The organism is Campylobacter sp. RM12647, assembly GCF_020138135.1.
In the GTDB taxonomy this organism is placed as follows: domain Bacteria; phylum Campylobacterota; class Campylobacteria; order Campylobacterales; family Campylobacteraceae; genus Campylobacter_E.
This window is the reverse complement of record NZ_JACGAS010000005.1, coordinates 58,781-75,419: the sequence shown is the minus strand read 5'-3', so window position 1 is coordinate 75,419 and position 16,639 is coordinate 58,781. Positions and strand designations below refer to the sequence as shown.

The 16,639-nt window shown below is 27.5% G+C and carries 18 protein-coding genes; 11 read left to right on the top strand and 7 right to left on the bottom strand.

Annotation, left to right across the window (positions count from 1 at the left end):
* The first annotated feature begins 7 nt into the window (after nucleotides 1–7).
* The gene (locus tag AVBRAN12647_RS03360) at nucleotides 8–394 is read left to right on the top strand and encodes a hypothetical protein (RefSeq protein WP_214117587.1); all 387 of its coding nucleotides are present in this window, start codon (nucleotides 8–10) and stop codon (nucleotides 392–394) included.
* Nucleotides 391–915 (top strand): hypothetical protein, encoded by a 525-nt coding sequence (locus tag AVBRAN12647_RS03355; protein WP_336614703.1) that lies wholly within the window; start codon nucleotides 391–393, stop codon nucleotides 913–915. The genes AVBRAN12647_RS03360 and AVBRAN12647_RS03355 overlap by 4 nt, the downstream gene beginning before the upstream one ends.
* A gap of 16 nt (nucleotides 916–931) precedes the next feature.
* On the opposite strand, the gene AVBRAN12647_RS03350 is transcribed toward AVBRAN12647_RS03355, so the two are convergent.
* The 7 genes from AVBRAN12647_RS03350 to gap all read right to left on the bottom strand — a co-directional run bounded on the left by AVBRAN12647_RS03350 (nucleotide 932) and on the right by gap (nucleotide 6,422).
* A complete protein-coding gene (locus AVBRAN12647_RS03350; RefSeq protein WP_336609806.1) occupies nucleotides 932–1,423 on the bottom strand; it encodes a hypothetical protein in 492 nt (163 codons plus the stop codon).
* Nucleotides 1,413–1,910, bottom strand: coding sequence for an ImmA/IrrE family metallo-endopeptidase (locus tag AVBRAN12647_RS03345; RefSeq protein WP_336614702.1), 498 nt, complete (start codon nucleotides 1,908–1,910; stop codon nucleotides 1,413–1,415). Before AVBRAN12647_RS03345 ends, AVBRAN12647_RS03350 begins: the two co-directional genes overlap by 11 nt.
* Nucleotides 1,911–2,496: 586 nt before the next feature.
* Nucleotides 2,497–2,865, bottom strand: a complete 369-nt coding sequence (locus tag AVBRAN12647_RS03340) for a DUF1353 domain-containing protein (RefSeq protein WP_336614701.1) — start codon at nucleotides 2,863–2,865, stop codon at nucleotides 2,497–2,499.
* A 1-nt stretch (nucleotide 2,866) separates the two neighbouring features.
* Nucleotides 2,867–3,538, bottom strand: a complete 672-nt coding sequence (locus tag AVBRAN12647_RS03335) for an aspartate/glutamate racemase family protein (protein WP_214117582.1) — start codon at nucleotides 3,536–3,538, stop codon at nucleotides 2,867–2,869.
* Between the two features lies 1 nt (nucleotide 3,539).
* Complete coding sequence (locus AVBRAN12647_RS03330; protein ID WP_214117581.1) at nucleotides 3,540–4,226, bottom strand: triose-phosphate isomerase; 687 nt, start codon at nucleotides 4,224–4,226, stop codon at nucleotides 3,540–3,542.
* On the bottom strand, nucleotides 4,226–5,419 hold the full coding sequence (locus AVBRAN12647_RS03325; RefSeq protein WP_214117580.1) for a phosphoglycerate kinase: 1,194 nt from the start codon (nucleotides 5,417–5,419) through the stop codon (nucleotides 4,226–4,228). Before AVBRAN12647_RS03325 ends, AVBRAN12647_RS03330 begins: the two co-directional genes overlap by 1 nt.
* Before the next feature lies 1 nt (nucleotide 5,420).
* The gene (gene gap / locus AVBRAN12647_RS03320; RefSeq protein WP_214117579.1) at nucleotides 5,421–6,422 is read right to left on the bottom strand and encodes a type I glyceraldehyde-3-phosphate dehydrogenase; all 1,002 of its coding nucleotides are present in this window, start codon (nucleotides 6,420–6,422) and stop codon (nucleotides 5,421–5,423) included.
* Between the two features lie 58 nt (nucleotides 6,423–6,480).
* Here gap and nadD point away from each other — a divergent pair, with 58 nt between their 5' ends.
* Genes nadD through mnmC form a run of 9 tightly spaced genes read left to right on the top strand, consistent with a single transcriptional unit; the run spans nucleotide 6,481 to nucleotide 16,571 of the window.
* Entirely contained in the window at nucleotides 6,481–7,017 is a 537-nt protein-coding gene (gene nadD / locus AVBRAN12647_RS03315; protein ID WP_214117578.1) for a nicotinate (nicotinamide) nucleotide adenylyltransferase, read from the top strand.
* Nucleotides 7,017–7,331, top strand: coding sequence for a ribosome silencing factor (gene rsfS / locus AVBRAN12647_RS03310; protein ID WP_214117577.1), 315 nt, complete (start codon nucleotides 7,017–7,019; stop codon nucleotides 7,329–7,331). Before nadD ends, rsfS begins: the two co-directional genes overlap by 1 nt.
* Before the next feature lie 45 nt (nucleotides 7,332–7,376).
* Complete coding sequence (gene pyrH / locus AVBRAN12647_RS03305) at nucleotides 7,377–8,087, top strand: UMP kinase (protein ID WP_250325143.1); 711 nt, start codon at nucleotides 7,377–7,379, stop codon at nucleotides 8,085–8,087.
* Between the two features lie 14 nt (nucleotides 8,088–8,101).
* Nucleotides 8,102–8,314 carry a DNA-directed RNA polymerase subunit omega gene (locus AVBRAN12647_RS03300; protein ID WP_214117576.1) on the top strand — a complete coding sequence of 71 codons (213 nt, stop codon included), beginning with the start codon at nucleotides 8,102–8,104 and terminating at the stop codon, nucleotides 8,312–8,314.
* 4 nt (nucleotides 8,315–8,318) lie between these two features.
* Entirely contained in the window at nucleotides 8,319–10,490 is a 2,172-nt protein-coding gene (locus AVBRAN12647_RS03295) for a RelA/SpoT family protein (RefSeq protein WP_214117575.1), read from the top strand.
* Between the two features lie 9 nt (nucleotides 10,491–10,499).
* Nucleotides 10,500–11,705, top strand: a complete 1,206-nt coding sequence (gene tyrS / locus AVBRAN12647_RS03290) for a tyrosine--tRNA ligase (RefSeq protein ID WP_336614700.1) — start codon at nucleotides 10,500–10,502, stop codon at nucleotides 11,703–11,705.
* Between the two features lie 2 nt (nucleotides 11,706–11,707).
* Nucleotides 11,708–12,808, top strand: coding sequence for a nitronate monooxygenase (locus tag AVBRAN12647_RS03285; protein ID WP_214117573.1), 1,101 nt, complete (start codon nucleotides 11,708–11,710; stop codon nucleotides 12,806–12,808).
* Nucleotides 12,801–14,765: an N-acetylmuramoyl-L-alanine amidase family protein gene (locus tag AVBRAN12647_RS03280; RefSeq protein WP_336609529.1), complete on the top strand. Its 1,965-nt coding sequence runs from the start codon at nucleotides 12,801–12,803 to the stop codon at nucleotides 14,763–14,765. Before AVBRAN12647_RS03285 ends, AVBRAN12647_RS03280 begins: the two co-directional genes overlap by 8 nt.
* Before the next feature lie 9 nt (nucleotides 14,766–14,774).
* On the top strand, nucleotides 14,775–16,571 hold the full coding sequence (gene mnmC / locus AVBRAN12647_RS03275; protein ID WP_336614699.1) for a bifunctional tRNA (5-methylaminomethyl-2-thiouridine)(34)-methyltransferase MnmD/FAD-dependent 5-carboxymethylaminomethyl-2-thiouridine(34) oxidoreductase MnmC: 1,797 nt from the start codon (nucleotides 14,775–14,777) through the stop codon (nucleotides 16,569–16,571).
* Nucleotides 16,572–16,639: the final 68 nt, after the last annotated feature.

The window sequence follows — 16,639 nt, the reverse complement described above, 5'->3', positions numbered from 1 at the left end:
AGCAAAAATGGTAATTATGATTGATGATATAGAGCTTTATATTAAAGATGGAATTGATGGTATAAAGCGAACTCTAATGCCTAAGATAAATAAAGTAGAAGGTATTGCTAATACATTTTATCAATGCGTGGGTGGATATACTGAAGAAATAAGCTTTAATGCTTATTTAGTAGAAGATAGGCTAGATATTTTAAATAAACTTGATGAGATTGTAAAAACTAAAAAGGTTGTAGATTTTATGTGTTTTGATGATTTTTTAGATTGCAAGATACTCATCACTAGCAAAACAGACAGCCCTGAGCTTTTTACTCGTGGGGCAGAGCCAAAAAGCAGTATGTATCACGCAAAAAGCGTAAAAATCACAGGGTATTTAATCAATAAGGATAGCGAATGATTACAGGGATTAAAAATATAAAAGACATAGAAAAACAAGCAAATAAAGAGATAAAAAATGCACTAAATAGAACTATTACAAAAGTAAAAAAAGATACCATAAACAATATGGTAAAGAAAACAGGTATAGACAAAAAGATTTTAAACAAATCAAGCGTTATGAAAACATACAGAGCAAAACCAAACGAGCTAAAGATAAAAATTAGTGCGACAGCAAGAGCTAAAATTGGTATTGATGACTTGAAAGGTAATAAAACAGAATATATTGACAAAAAGCTAGGAGTAAAGAAAATTGATATAAATGAAAAGTTAGGAGTTAAAGTAATTACAATTGACAGAGAAGGAGTGTTGCCTTACGACCCAATTGCGATTAAAAAAGCTCCTAATATGTTTGGCAAGACCAAAAGGGGTAAATATGATTTCTTAAAAAAATCAAAGAAAACTATAAAAGAATTGTTAGAAGAAGAAGTAACCACAGAGATAGCAGATGAAATATTTGCTGAAGAGTTAAAAAAGAAATAGAATTTAAATTCGGAAATTAATTTTCCGAATTTTTGTTTTTATCGTTAGATATAATGTTTTCATCGATCCCTAAATACATTGTCGCTAGTGAAATACACATTACAATACTAAAAATCAAAATCCCTATTTCAATACTTTTAGTTACCGATGCGATAATACATAAAATGCCAAAAAACATATTAATTGAAAATAGCAAATCTTTTAATTTTAATAAGCTTTGTCTTGAGTTACTAACTTGAGAAATAAAAACATAGCTGAGCGCTAGCATTAATCCATCATAATATTGAAAAGAGGTCATTTCTTTATCATAATAATGTAAAACCATAAAAATTGCCATCGGTAAGTAGCTTAATAGTGCTTTTGGTAAAAATGCATATATAAACTTATTACGATGTTTTACCCAATTAATCTTATTGGTTTTTAGTAATGTAGAATTATTTAAATACTCACTAGCAGCTTCATTTATATCATTCTTAGTATTAAAAATATCAATCGAATTATCTGCCATACATAAGCCTAGTTGCTACAAAGTTATATCTAAAACTTGCAAAATCATAAGACACATTTGACGTACTAGCAAGAGATGCAATATCAAATCCCCCACGAATATGTTCTGCCACTTTATCAAAAGGTAATAGTAGTTCTGCTGCAAAAGCATTAGCTTCTTGTTCCTCTATCGCCTCTTGTGTTCCAAATTCCGGAGTATTTTTTCTATATCGTATTTTATCTCTAGAATGTAAAAGCCAATGTCCTATTTCATGTGCTATTGAAAAAAACATTCTTTGTGGATACAGCATTCTTTTTATGTAGATTGTCTTATTAATTGGATCCAATAATGCTTCATCTTCCATATCGTTATTAAAAGCAATATTAAGTCCTAAATCATTTAAAATCGCTACAAAATCAACTGGATTTCGTTGTTGATAAATCGGATTACTTATCAATAACTCATTAGCAACTCTTGTAGCTTTATTGAAATCTGCCACCATACTCATATCCTTAAGTCTCTCCTTTTGTGTTATATTAGCATTTTTTTATAAAAAAATGTAATAAAAGATATATTACTAGCTGTCATAAGCTATTAAATTATGTTTTTTACCAATATAAATAAAAATATTTTCATTAAACATAGAAACTAATTTTTTAGTCCTTAGAATTTTTGTAAAATATCGGCAAAATGGGATAGTTTGGTTCTCAGTGGTTTGTTTATGTATTTATATATAATTTTACTTATTTTTTATATTGATTTTATATTTTTTAAAACCCTTGTAAAATAGTAATTTTTAGTGTTGCACAGGTGCAATCTTTGTTAGTCAGTGTCCTTTATTTAGTCCTTAGCATATTTAAAGCCCTTATTTTATAGATATTTTCAAATCTCCACAGCTCCACCATTCTTATTTTTTATCATCTTTTTTTGTTAAAATCATATAAGTACTTTAAATAATTTAACTTTTTTTTAATGTTAAAGCTTTAAAAGAATATAAATAGTTTTAGATATCAAATGATTATTGGGTTTGAATGTAAATTATAAAAATATAAAGTATTAAAATGGTTTAATAATGTTTAGTTTAATAAATATTATTACCTATAAAATCCTAAGTATTTTTTATATAAATGATATATTTTACAAGAAAAATAAAATATTTTAATTTTGTAATTTGCCACTTGCAAAGTTCTAAGAGCTTCTTTAAAAATTTCATCAGCTAAAACAGCGTCTTGGTATTTTTTACTTTTTTTAGCTTGAAGACATAAAAAATCATGAATTACTACTGCTGATAAGTATTCTGGAGAATTTGGTGGAAAGAAACTCCAAAATATTCTAGGTATATTTGCTCCATTTGTAACAAATCCCTTTGGTATTATGATGGTTTGATTTTTGCTTTCATATTTATATTCAAAAGCTAGTTCAAATTTATTTTTATCTATTGGTTTTACTATAACTCTTGTCATTTTACTCTAAAGACTGCAAAAATATATCTTTTGCATGAATATATGTTGTATCAAAGACTTTTATATTTTTAAAATCATTTTCGTTAATTAATAGTGCAATTTCAGTGCAAGCTAATAAAATTCCTTCAATATTATGTTTATTTATAATATTTATGAAAGTTTCTTTACTATTTTGTTTGATAACATTAAAGCAAAGTTCATTGAAAATAATATCATTAATAGTATTTATATCACTATTATTTGGGGTAATTACATTTATTCCTTTTAACTCTTTTTTATAAAAGTCTTCTTGCATAGTATATTTGGTGCCTAGTAATAAAATATTTTTTATATTATTATGATTTAATTCTTTAAGGCTTGAATGGGCTATATGAATAAATCTAGCTTTTAAATCTTTTTGCAAATCATTTGCAATTTTATGCATAGTATTTGTACAAAGTGCAATTATGTTTGCTCCAGCCTTTTCTAATCTTTTTGCTTCTTTATTTAATAGTTCTCCTGCTTTTTGCCATTCGTTATTGTGTTGAAGTTCTTCAATCTCATCAAAATCTACGCTTGATATTAAAATCTTTGCACGAGATAAAGAATTGTGATGAGCTTGGCTAAATTCATTTATTAATTTATAATAAGTTATTGTGCTAGCATAGCTCATCCCACCGATTAGGCCTATCATATTAACCTCTTATTGCGGCATTGATTAAGTCTATAAAACCATCTACATTAAGACTAGCTCCACCTACCAAAACCCCATCGCAAAGTCTTTTAATATCAGCGATATTACTAGAATTTACACTACCACCATATAAAATACTTTGCTTAGTTTTTGAGCGTAAAAAGCTCATAATATTTTCAATATCTTCTAATTTTGCAGCACTTTTACCAATACTATAAATTGGCTCATAAGCTAATATTAGTTTATCATATTGTAAATCTATTTTATTTAGTTGTTTATTTAAAAAATCTATGCTTTTATTTTGTTCGTAAGTAGAGTAATCTTCTCCTATGCAATAAATAATTTTTAAATCATTTTCAGCGCAAAATTCAAATTTTTTTGCTAGAAATTCATCTGTTTCGCCTAAATTTCTTCTTTCACAATGTCCTAAAATAATTGTTTTAATTCCAAATTCTAGCAAATGATCTAGTCCAATTTCTCCAGTAAAAGCTCCACTATGAGTTGGATATATATTTTGAGCAGCTTGAATGAAACTAAATTCACTATCAATAAATGAAGTTGCACTTGGAGCTACAATTACTTCAAGATTAGTAAAATCACTAAATCTTAAATAAGCATTAAGCTTTTTAGCGTATTCAGCAAAACCTTTTCTAGTATGATTACATTTAAAATTTGCGGCAATTATCATTAATATTCTTCCTTTAATATAAGTGGTTTTATAGCAGGTAATTCCTTACCTTCAATTAGTTCTAAACTAGCACCACCGCCAGTAGAGATAAAACTAAAATCATCAGCATCTCCTGCACGATTAATAACATCAGCAGTGTCTCCACCACCAGCAACGCTAGTAGCATAAGAATCGCTTATATAATGGCTCATTTTAAAGCTACCTTTTGAGAATTTATCAAACTCAAATACCCCCATAGGTCCATTCCACCATATAGTTTGAGCGTCACTTAAAATTTCTTTAAATAAAATTGAGCTAGCAGGTCCAATATCAAGCCCCATCCAACCATTTGGTATTTCTTGAACGCTTACTTTCTTTACTACACTATCATTTGAAAAGCTTTGTGCAGCAAGAACATCAACAGGTAAATATAATTTAACGCCTAGTTCTTTTGCAGTTTGCATAATTTGTTTAGCATCTTCAATTAGTTCTTCTTCTACAATTGAATTTCCTATGTTTAATCCGTTTGCTTTAAGGAAAGTAAAAGCCATTCCACCACCAATTATTATCTTATCAACTTTAGGAAGTAGATTGTGTAAAGCTTGTAATTTTCCACTAACTTTACTACCTCCAACAACAGCAACAAAAGGTCTAGCAGGAGATTTTAATAAATCTTGTGCGAAATTAAATTCTTTTTGTAATAAAAACCCAGCACAAATTTCTTTTGCAAATCTAGTAATTGCTTCTACACTTGAATGTGCTCTATGGCAAACTCCAAAAGCATCATTACAATACACATCACACATTGAAGCTAAATTCTTAGCCAAATCTTCATCGTTTTTTGTTTCACCTTTTATAAATCTTAAATTCTCTAGTAGTAAAATTTCACCTTTTTTTAAGTTTTTAGCTTTATTTTGAGCGTCTTCTCCGATTATATCGTTTGCCATTATAACTTCAGTTCCAAGAAGTTTTGATAATCTTTTTGCAACTGGCTTTAAAGAATATTTATCACTTATTTCTTTTGGTCTACCCAAATGACTTGCAAGAATCACTCTAGCATCATTGTCAAGGCAATATTTAATAGTTGGAATTGCAGATTTTATTCTTCTATCATCACTAATGTTTCCAAATTCATCTTGTGGGACATTAAAATCACATCTAATAAAAACACATTTATTTACTAAATCTACATCTTTTATGGAAATTAAAGGCATATTATTTCTCCTTGCTAATATATTGAGCTAATCTATTTAATTGATATGAATATCCGTATTCATTATCATACCAAGCTAGAACTTTTACAAAATCTTCATCAATTATTTGAGTTAAATCAGGGACAAATATACATCCATAAGTGCTAGTGCAAAAATCACTTGAAACGCAGCAATCGTAATCAATTGCTAGAATTTCATTCATTGTTTTACTTGCTTTTATAAAAGTTTCATTTATTTCATCTTTTGTAGTTTTTTTATCTAACAATAAAGTTAAATCAAGCATTGATACATTTGCTAAGCTAGTTCTAACACTTTGACCATCAACTTTACCTAAAAGGTTAGGTATAACTTTACCTATTGATTTTGCTGCACCTGTGCTTGATGGGACTAGATTTAGTGCTGCTGCGCGACCCCTTCTAATGTCTTTAGGGCATTTTGTATCACATAGTTCTTGAGTTGCTGTATATGCGTGAATTGTATTCATTAAAGCTTTTTTAATACCGAAATTTTCATCTAAAACTTTTGCCATTGGTGCAAGGCAGTTTGTTGTGCAACTTGCATTTGAAATAATAGCTTCGCCGTTATATTTAGTGTGATTTACATCCATTACAAACATAGGTGTATTATCTTTTGGTGGTGCTGACATAATTACTTGTTTAATACCATTGTCTAAATATGCTTTAGTTTTTTCTTGTGTTAAAAATGCTCCCGTGCATTCAAAAACTAAACTAGCTCCATATTTAGCAAAATCAATATTTTCAATTTCTCTACTTCTAATTATTTGAATTCTTTTATTTCCTACTATTAAAATATCTTCTCCATCATTGTCAATTTCTTGATTGAAATTCCCATGAACACTATCGTATTTTAGAAGGTATTTAATACTTTTCATATCCCACGAGCAATTTATTGCTACTAAATTCATTTTGTTTTCATTAAGAATTATTCTACTAAGACATCTACCAATCCTACCAAATCCATTAATCGCTACATTTACTCCCATTTTTAACCCTTTATTTAAAAAATTTGAGATAATACTAATAAAAAAAGGTTAAGAGATTTTGAAAATAGCAATTTTTGGTGGTAGTTTTGACCCAGTTCATTTAGGTCATGAAAAAGTAGTAAAAGCAGCTTTAGATACATTAGATATTGATAAATTAATAATATTGCCAACATATATTAGTTTATTTAAAAATAATTTTAATGCTAGTCCAGAACTTAGATTAAAATGGCTAAAAAGCGTGTTTGTTGAAAGTGATAAATTATTAATAAGTGATTATGAAATATCTCAAAATGAGCCAGTTCCTAGTTTTAAGAGTGTTATGTATTTTAAAAATTTACTAAATTCTAGCTTAATTTATTTTATAATAGGGGCTGATCATTTAAAAACTTTACATAAATGGCATAATTTTGATGAATTATCTAAAAATGTCGTTTTTGTTATAGCTAGTAGGGATAATATTTTTATACCAGATAATTATTTAAGACTTGAAATAAATGAAGATATATCTTCAAGTTTTATAAGAAATAATTTGATTTTGGAAAAAGTAAATCCTAAAATTAAAGATGAAGTAAAAGAATTTTATAAAGGAAAGTAATGAATAGAAATGAAGATATTATTAAGCTTTTAGATGAAAAAAAAGCAGAGAATGTTGAGTTGATTAATATTAAAGGAAGTGAATATTTTGTAGATGAAGTAATTATTGCAACTATGATTTCTACTAAACAATCTTTTGCAATAATTGAAGATATTAAAGAATTGTTAAAAAAACATAATAGTAAAGTTTATTATGAAGAATGCACTGATGATTGGAGTGTTCTTGATTTAGGAGATTGTTTAATTCATTTAATGAGCCCTGCTTATAGAGATAGATATCAGATTGAAAAATTCTTACTTGAGTTTAAGCGTTAAAAATTTTTTTGTAGTATCGCGTTTATCAATTAAGGAGAAATCATTATGGCTAAAAGAATTTTAATTAAGTTTTCAGGTGAAGCTTTGGCTGGAAAGCAAGGCTTTGGAATAGATACTCATATTTTAAAGTTTATTGCAGGACAAATTAAACAATTAGTAGATGCTGGAACTCAAGTAGGAATTGTTATTGGTGGTGGTAATATTATTCGTGGAGTTAGTGCTGCTAAAGATGGGATAATTAAGCGTGTTAGTGGCGATCATATGGGAATGTTATCTACCGTGATAAACTCAATTGCTATGCAAGAAGCGTTAGAAGGTTGTGGAATTAGTGTAAGAGTTCAGAGTGCTATTCAAATGGAAGCTTTTTGCGAAACTTATATTATGAGAAGAGCGCAAAGACATTTAGAAAAAGGCAGAGTTGTAATTTTTGCAGCAGGAACAGGTAATCCATTTTTTACTACTGATACTGCAGCAGTTTTAAGAGCTATTGAAATTAATGCTGAAATGATTATTAAAGCAACAAAAGTTAATGGTGTATATGATAAAGACCCTATGAAATTTGAAGATGCAAAAAGATATAATGAATTAAGTTACGAACTTGCTATGGGCGATGATATTAAGGTAATGGACGATACAGCAATAGCACTTGCTAAGGATAATAAATTACCAATAGTAGTTTGCAATATGTTTGAAGAAGGTAATATTTTAAAAATTATTAAAGATGATTTTAGCAATTGCTCAATCGTAAAAAATTAATTAAAAGGAATAAAATGAGAACTGAACAAGTAGCAGCAAAAGCATTAGAAAAAGTAGGAAATGATAGATATATTCTATCTTTAATAGTAGCTAAAAGAGCTAGAGAATTAAGTGATGGTGCTGAACCTTTAGTAAAAGTTGAAAAAGGAAAAATGAAATTTACTGATATAGCAATGTTAGAAGTTGCTGAAGAAAAAATTATATTTGATGGTGTAATAAACGAATAAAAAAATGAAAAATATTCTAAGTTTTGAAACATTATTAGAAGACATTAAGCATTGTAATGATTTAAATAAAGCACGGGAATTATTGTATTCACTTTTTTCAAGCACTCCTATGCTTGAAAAAGCTTTAGATTTTTGTATAAAATCACATGAAGGACAATTTAGAAAAAGTGGAGAACCTTATTCTATTCATCCTATTTTAGTTGCGTGTTTTGTAGCTTTCTTTTCAAAAGATGAAAGTATGATTTTAGCAGCACTTTTGCACGATGTTGTAGAAGATACCGAATGCACTCAGGAAGAACTTGTAAAAATGTTCGGACATTCTGTGGGTATTTTAGTTGAAGGTATGACTAAAATAGTTGAGATTAGGGGAGATAATTTAGCTAGTTCAGAATCAAACGAAAAACTTAGAAAATCAGCAATGACTTTTAGAAATATGTTGATGGTTAGCATTGAAGATAGTAGGGTATTGCTTGTTAAATTATGTGATAGATTGCATAATATGCTAACTCTTGATGCGTTAAGAGAAGCAAAACAAAAAAGAATAGCTGAAGAAACTCTAATGGTATATGCACCAATTGCACATAGGTTAGGAATTTCTAGTATTAAAAATTACTTAGAAGATTTAAGTTTTAAATATTTAATGCCAGTAGAATTTAAAGAAATAGCAGATTATTTAAAGGCAAATAATGTGCAATTACAATTAACATTAAATGATTTTATTGAAAAAATAATTAATTTAATGCGTGATAACGGATATATTGAAGATGTAGATTTTAAAATAGAAAAAAGAATAAAACATGTATATTCTATTTTTTTAAAAATGCAAAGAAAAGGCGTTAGTATTGAAGAAGTTCTTGATTTATTGGGGATTAGAATTTTAGTAAAAGATGTTAAAGATTGTTATATAGTTTTAGGACTTTTACATGTGCATTTTAATCCACTTGCTTCAAGATTTAAAGACTATATTGCCTTACCTAAGCAAAATGGTTACCAAACAATCCATACTACTTTATTTGACGCGCAATCAATAATAGAAGCACAAATTAGAACATATAAAATGCACGAAACTGCAGAACTTGGAATTGCAGCACATTGGAAATATAAAAATGATAAAGAAGACTATAAAGCTGATTGGGTAAATGATATAGCAACCAATAGTTCTTTAGAAGAAAAAGACAATGATTTAGCATTTTATGAATACGCAAAAGATAGTTTATATGTTGAAGATATTGCGGTTTATTCTCCAAAAGGAGAGATTTTTACATTACCTAGAGGTTCGACTGCTCTTGATTTTGCTTTTGAAGTTCATTCACAAATTGGTCTTAAAGCAAGTCATGCTTATATAAACAGAGTAAAATCTCCATTGCTTACAAGTCTTAAAAATGGGGATATTGTAAGAATTGAGATAGATGATAACGCAAAACCAAGATGCTCTTGGCTTGATAGTGTAGTTACTGCTAGAGCCAAAGCTATGATTAAATCACATTGCAAGCAAAGAATTTCAAGTATAGACCAAAAAGCTGGGTTAAGAATTTTGCAAACTATTTTTAGTGCTGATGAAGACAAAATAAATACTTGGATTGCAAATGAAAAACTATCAAAAAATGTTAAAAAATGCACTACAGATAATATTACTTTAAGTAAGGTTATAGATAGTCTTAAAAAATATTCAAAAAGAATTTGGCTAGTTAAAAATTATGATTTAAAAAAACAAAGAATAGAAAATCTTGTTGTATATTCAAACTACAAAATAAATAATGTGGATTTTGATTATTGTTGTAACCCAAAAAGAGGTGATGATATAGTTGCTTTTAAACATAATCATTCTGTTACAATTCATAATAAATTATGTGAAAGAGCAAGTAAATTAATGGAAGATTCTAAAGAAGAAATGGTGCTAATTAAATGGTCTAAGCATGCTCCTAAAAATTATAAAATGATTTTTTCTTTAGAGAATAAAAAAGGCACATTATTAGCATTATTAACAGAATTACTAAAACTACAAATCAATGTTAATAGTATTAATATTACAAAAAATGCTGATAGTTTATTGGAGTATTTTGAAATAGTTTTTGAAGTACCTGATAATCAAAATATAGAAATAGCAAAAGAAAAAATCAAAACAAAATGTAAAATCTATGAGTTTATATCATTAAAAGACGCTTATAGTGAATAAAGGATAAAGATGAATTTGAATGAAATTTATAATGATTTAGAACGCGGTGTATCAGAATTTATTGATTTAGAAAAAATTAAGAATTTGATTAAAAATTACTATGAAAAGGGCGAAGTATTTTATGTAAAAGCTGGGTTTGATCCAACTGCACCTGATTTACATTTAGGTCATAGTGTTATTTTAAACAAAATGAGATTTTTACAAAATCATGGTGCTATAGTTCAATTCCTAATAGGAGATTTCACTGCTCAAATAGGTGATCCAACAGGTAAAAGTGCTACTAGAAAACAATTAAGCAAGGAAGAAGTTTTAAAAAATGCAAAAACTTATGAAGAGCAAGTTTTTAAAATTTTAGATAAAGAAAAAACTGAATTAAAATTTAATTCAACTTGGCTTAATGCTTTAGGAGCAGTTGGCATAGTTGAACTTACATCAACTTTTAGTGTAGCTAGAATGCTTGAGAGAGATGATTTTACGAAAAGATTTAAAGAACAAAGCCCTATATCAATTAGCGAATTTTTATACCCACTTTTACAAGGTTATGATAGCGTTGCATTAAAATGCGATATTGAAATGGGTGGAACTGACCAAAAATTTAATTTATTAATGGGAAGAACATTACAAAGAACTTATAATACAGGTAAAGAACAAGGTATTATAATGTTACCACTTTTAGTAGGTCTTGATGGTGTTAATAAAATGAGTAAAAGTTTGGGTAATTATATCGGAGTTAGTGAAGAACCAAATTCTATGTATGCAAAATTACTTAGTATAAGTGATAAATTAATGAAGGAATATTACAATCTTTTAAGTTTTAAGACAACAAAAGAAATTAATGATATTTTTGACAATATTAAAAACAATACTCTACATCCAAAGGTTGCTAAAGAAAATTTGGCTTTAGAAATAGTTGAGAGATTTTGGGGTAAAGATTTAGCAATTAATGCGAAAAATGAGTTTGATAATATTCATAGTAAAAATGAAATTCCAAGTGATATTGCGGAGTTTAATTTTAATGAAGAACAATGGATTATAAAACTAATGCAAGATACTAATTTGGCAAGTTCAGGCAGTGAAGCAAGAAGAGCTATAAAAGCTAATTCTGTAAGTGTTAATGGAGAAAAAATTAGCGATGAACAACTAAAATTAAGCAATGGTGAATTTATAATTCAAGTTGGAAAAAGAAAATTTGCAAAAGTAATAATAAAAGGATAATAATGAGCTTACCAGAATTAAAAATAAGAAATTTTACATTAAAAGTGCCGGTATTTCAAGGAGGTATGGGACTTGGAATAAGTTGGGATAAATTAGCTGGTAATGTTAGTTTAAATGGAGCTTTAGGTATTATTAGTTCGGTTGGAACTGGGTTTTATGAAAATAGAGCACATATTAACAAAGAGCTAAATGGCAAACCTTATGGAAGTGAGAATTTTTATTCTACAAAAGGACTTAATGCTGTAATTACTAATGCTAGAAAAATCTGCAATGACTCACCATTAGGCTGTAATATAATGCATGCGTCAAATGAATATGAAAGAATAGTAAAAGACGCTTGCAATGTCGGTTTTAATGCAATTATTAGTGGTGCAGGATTACCTACAAATTTGCCAGAATTTACTAAAGACTTTCCTGATGTTGCATTAATTCCTATTGTATCATCAGCAAAAGCACTTAAAATAATTTGTAAAAGATGGACTCAAAGATACGATAGATTACCTGATGCAGTTGTTCTTGAAGGGCCTTTAAGTGGTGGTCATCAAGGATTTACATACGAGCAATGTATAGACCCAAATTATCAATTAGAAAAATTAATTCCTGAAGTAAGAGCTGAACTTAATGAATGGGGAGATAATATTCCTTTAATTGCAGCTGGTGGAATTTGGAATAAAAATGACATTTTAAATGCTATTAGTTTAGGTGCAAATGGGGTTCAAATGGGAACAAGATTTATAGGAACTTATGAATGTGATGCTGCACTTGAATTTAAACAAGTATTATTAGATGCTAAAAAAGAAGATATAGAATTGCTAAAAAGTCCTGTTGGCTATCCTGCTCGTGGTATTAGAACAAACCTTCAAAAAATGATAGAAGAAGGCACTGCTCCTAAAATTTCTTGTATAGCAAATTGTGTTGCACCATGTGAGCGTGGTAGGGGTGCTAAAAAGGTAGGATATTGTATTGCCGAAAGACTTTATGATGCTTATAGTGGAAAAAAGGAAAGTGGATTATTTTTTACAGGTGCTAATGGATATAGATTAAATAAGTTAATTAGTGTTAAAGAGTTGATTGAAAAATTAGTTAATGGTGAAGATGAATAAAATCTTACTATTATTACTAAGCGTTGTTTTGTTTGCTAGTAGTTTAAATGAAGAATTTGTTAATTTTGATAAGAGTTTTTTATTATCTAGCAAAACAGAACAATTAGCAATTCATCAGAGATTAAAAACTATATATATTAAAAGTATAATTTCTGATGATATTGATACCAAAAAAGAAGTTTTAAAAAGAATTATTTTAAGTTCAAAAACATTAAAACTTGATTCATCTACATATCAAAAAGAATTACAAGATTTAGGTATTAATCCTAATAAGATTTCATTTAATAATATAAATAATACTGATGCAAAAAAGACTAAAGATATAGCTAAAGAGCAAAAATCAATTAATACTCAAAATACCAAAACACAAAATACTAAAACTACAACAAATACTTTAAATTCTAAAAATATAAATAGTCAAAATAAGCCAGAAACAAAACAAGAAGAAGTAAAAAAAACTTATATAACTAAAATTAATAAGGCAAATAATACAATAGAAATATCATTAAAAGGAGATTTTGATAATAATATAAAAAGTATTATCTATAATACAAAAGAATTAAAAAATAAAATATTGGAATTTAATGCTGCTTTAGATATAGGAAAACAAAATTTCATAGATAAAAATTATGAAGTAAGTTTAGTTCAATTCAATCCGGAAAAAGTAAGATTTGTCTTAAGGTCAAAATCTGATTTGAAATTAGATTATAAGATTGATAATAATGTTTTACTCATTACTATAGATGGTAATTTGCAAGAGCAAAATAAGCAAGAAAATACTACTCAAATAAAAAAATCTTTAGTTGAAGATAAAAAAGAATTAGATAATAATACTAAAGTAAATAATAATGCAAAAAACGCTACTACTAACGATAAAAACAAACAAGAAAGTAATATAAATACGAAGCTAGATAGTAATGATAATGCTGCAAATAATATTGCAAATGATAAAAGCAAAAAACCTATAACAATTACAAAAGCCGTTAAAAAAGATAATGGGGTTTTATTGACTTTAAACAACTCTTTATCAAATGATGATATTAAAACTTTTAGCTATAACAACAATCAAATTTTAGAATTTGACGCAGTTTTAAATGGTGGTAGGAAAAATTATGATTTTAAAACATACTCTATTAGTGTTTTACAATTTAATCCTAAAAAGGTAAGAGTGGTTTTATACTCTAAGAATACTAAAAAAATATTTTTTAATATAAATAATAATTCTTTAGAAGTAAGCACTGATGAGATTAGTGAAAAAGTTGAAGTTGGATTTAAAAAATCAAATTTATTAATTACTTTAGACGCAGGTCATGGTGGAAAAGATGTAGGTGCAACTGCTTTTGGCAGATATGAGAAAAACATTACTCTATCAATAGTTCTAAAATTAGAAAAAGCTCTAAAAAACAAAGGGTATAAAGTATTTTTAACAAGAAAAAAAGATGTTTATATAAATCTAAGAGATAGAACTAAAATGGCAAATGATAAAAAAAGTGATTTATTTATAAGTATTCACGCAAATTCTATCGGGGATAAGACAAAATTTGATAAAATATATGGAATTGAGACATATTTTCTCTCTCCAGCTAGAAGCGAAAGAAGTAAAAACGCAGCTGCAATAGAAAATAAAAGTGATATTGAAGAGATGAATTATTTTTCTAAACAAACTTTTTTGAATTTTTTAAATAGAGAAAAAATTATTTCATCTAATAAGTTAGCTATTGATATACAAGGTGGTATTTTAAATAATATACCTAAGGGATATTTAAAGCGAGATGGTGGCGTAAAAGAAGCTCCTTTTTGGGTTTTAGTTGGTGCTTTAATGCCTGCTGTTTTGATTGAAGTTGGCTATATATCACATCCTATTGAAGGTAAAAATATCGCAGATAGTGCTTATCAGGATTATTTGGTAAATGGTATTGTAAATGGAATTGAGAGTTATTTTGTTAAAAATAAATAAGGAAGTTTTATGAAAAAGGCGAATTGGATTTTAAAAAATGATGAGATTTTTTCTTTAGATTTTGATGATTTTTATTACAACATAAAAGAACCTTTAAAAGAAAGAAATGGAATTTATATAGATAATGCTTTTAGTAACGCATTTAATAAATTAACTATTTTAGAACTTGGTTTTGGATTGGGTTTAAATTTCTTTTTAAGTGCAAAAAGAGCTATTGATTTAGGCATAAAACTCCATTATGTAGCGATTGAAAATTATTACCAAAGTATTGATGACATAAGATATTTTTGTAATAAATTTGGTATAGAGTTAAATAATAATTTTATTAATGATTATCCACCTTGCAAAGATGGAATTTATAGAATAGAATTTGATGGGGTTGTTCTTGACTTGGTATTTCAAGATGTAAATATTGCTTTAAAAGATTTAGATTTTTTAGCTGATGTTGTATATGCTGATGGTTTTTCTCCTAATAAAAATAAAGAAATGTTTTCTAAAGAGACTTTAAAATATGTCAAAAAGCTATTAAAATTAACTGGTAAATTGGTTAGTTATAGTTCAAATTCTGATTTTAAAAAATCTTTAATTGAATTAGGATTTGAAATACACGATATTAATTTGGGAATAAAAAGAGAAAGCACTCTTGCTATATTAAAACATAAAGATTTGCAAGATGATATAGAAGGATATTTTCATAAAAATTATTTAGAAGTTAATAATATAGCAATTATTGGTGGTGGTATTGCAGGCGCTACAATAGCTTATGAACTATCAAAGTTAGGTAAAACTATTAGTGTATTTGAGCAAAGCCATACTTTAGCAAATGAAGGAAGCGGAAATAAAATAGGGTTATTAACAGCATTAATTCAAAATCCATCAAGTTTGTTAGGAGAATTTAGTCAGTTTTCGTTTTGGCATAGTTCAAAATTTTATAAAAAATTAGGCTATAGCTTAGAAGGGATATTAGAGCACGCATATACTGATGAATTAAGAGAAAGATTTAAACTACAAAAGGATAATCCATTAATTAAATTACATTTTGATTTTGCATATTTAAAAGATGGTGGGACATTAGAACCCTGTAAATTAGTTCCTAAAATTTTTGCAAAATCCAATACTAGGATATTTTTAAATTATAAACTAAATAGTTTTAGAGAATTTTATGATAGAGTTGAGCTTGATTTTGATAATAAGACTATGATTTTTGATGCTGTAATATTTGCTAGTGGTGCATATTCTAAAGAAATCTTTAGTAATTTACCATTATCAGTAGTAAGAGGTCAGGCAACTTGGCTAAAAAATAAAATTAAATATAAGCACCCAATTAGCTCAAAAGCTTATATAACTGGAGCAAAAGATGGGATTATTTTATTAGGTGCTACTTATGATAGAAACTTAATTGCTGAAGCAAGTAGAGAGTATGATGATATTAATATAAATAATTTTAAAGAAATTTTTAAAGCTGATTTTAGTGATTTGGTAATAGGTAATAGGGTTGGTTATAGAAGTTATTCTTCAGATAGATTTCCTATTGTTGGAGCTTATTTTAATGAAGAAAAATATAAAAATCTTTATAAATCTTTACAATTTGATAAACATAAACCGCAAGTAAATTCTCCAAGAAGTAGGATTTTTATAAATACAGCTCATGGTTCAAGGGGTTTATCTAGTGCGATAACATCTGCAAGATTAATTGCTAGTTATTTTAACAACACACCTAGTGGAATGTTTAAAAGATACGAATACGCACTTCATCCTGCTAGATTTTTAATAAGAGATTTAAAAAAAGGCTTGGTTAAAGATTAGGAATTTAAATTCCTAATTTTGCTATCAAAAACTAATAACAATTCAATATTAATTTCTTTAAAAAAGCG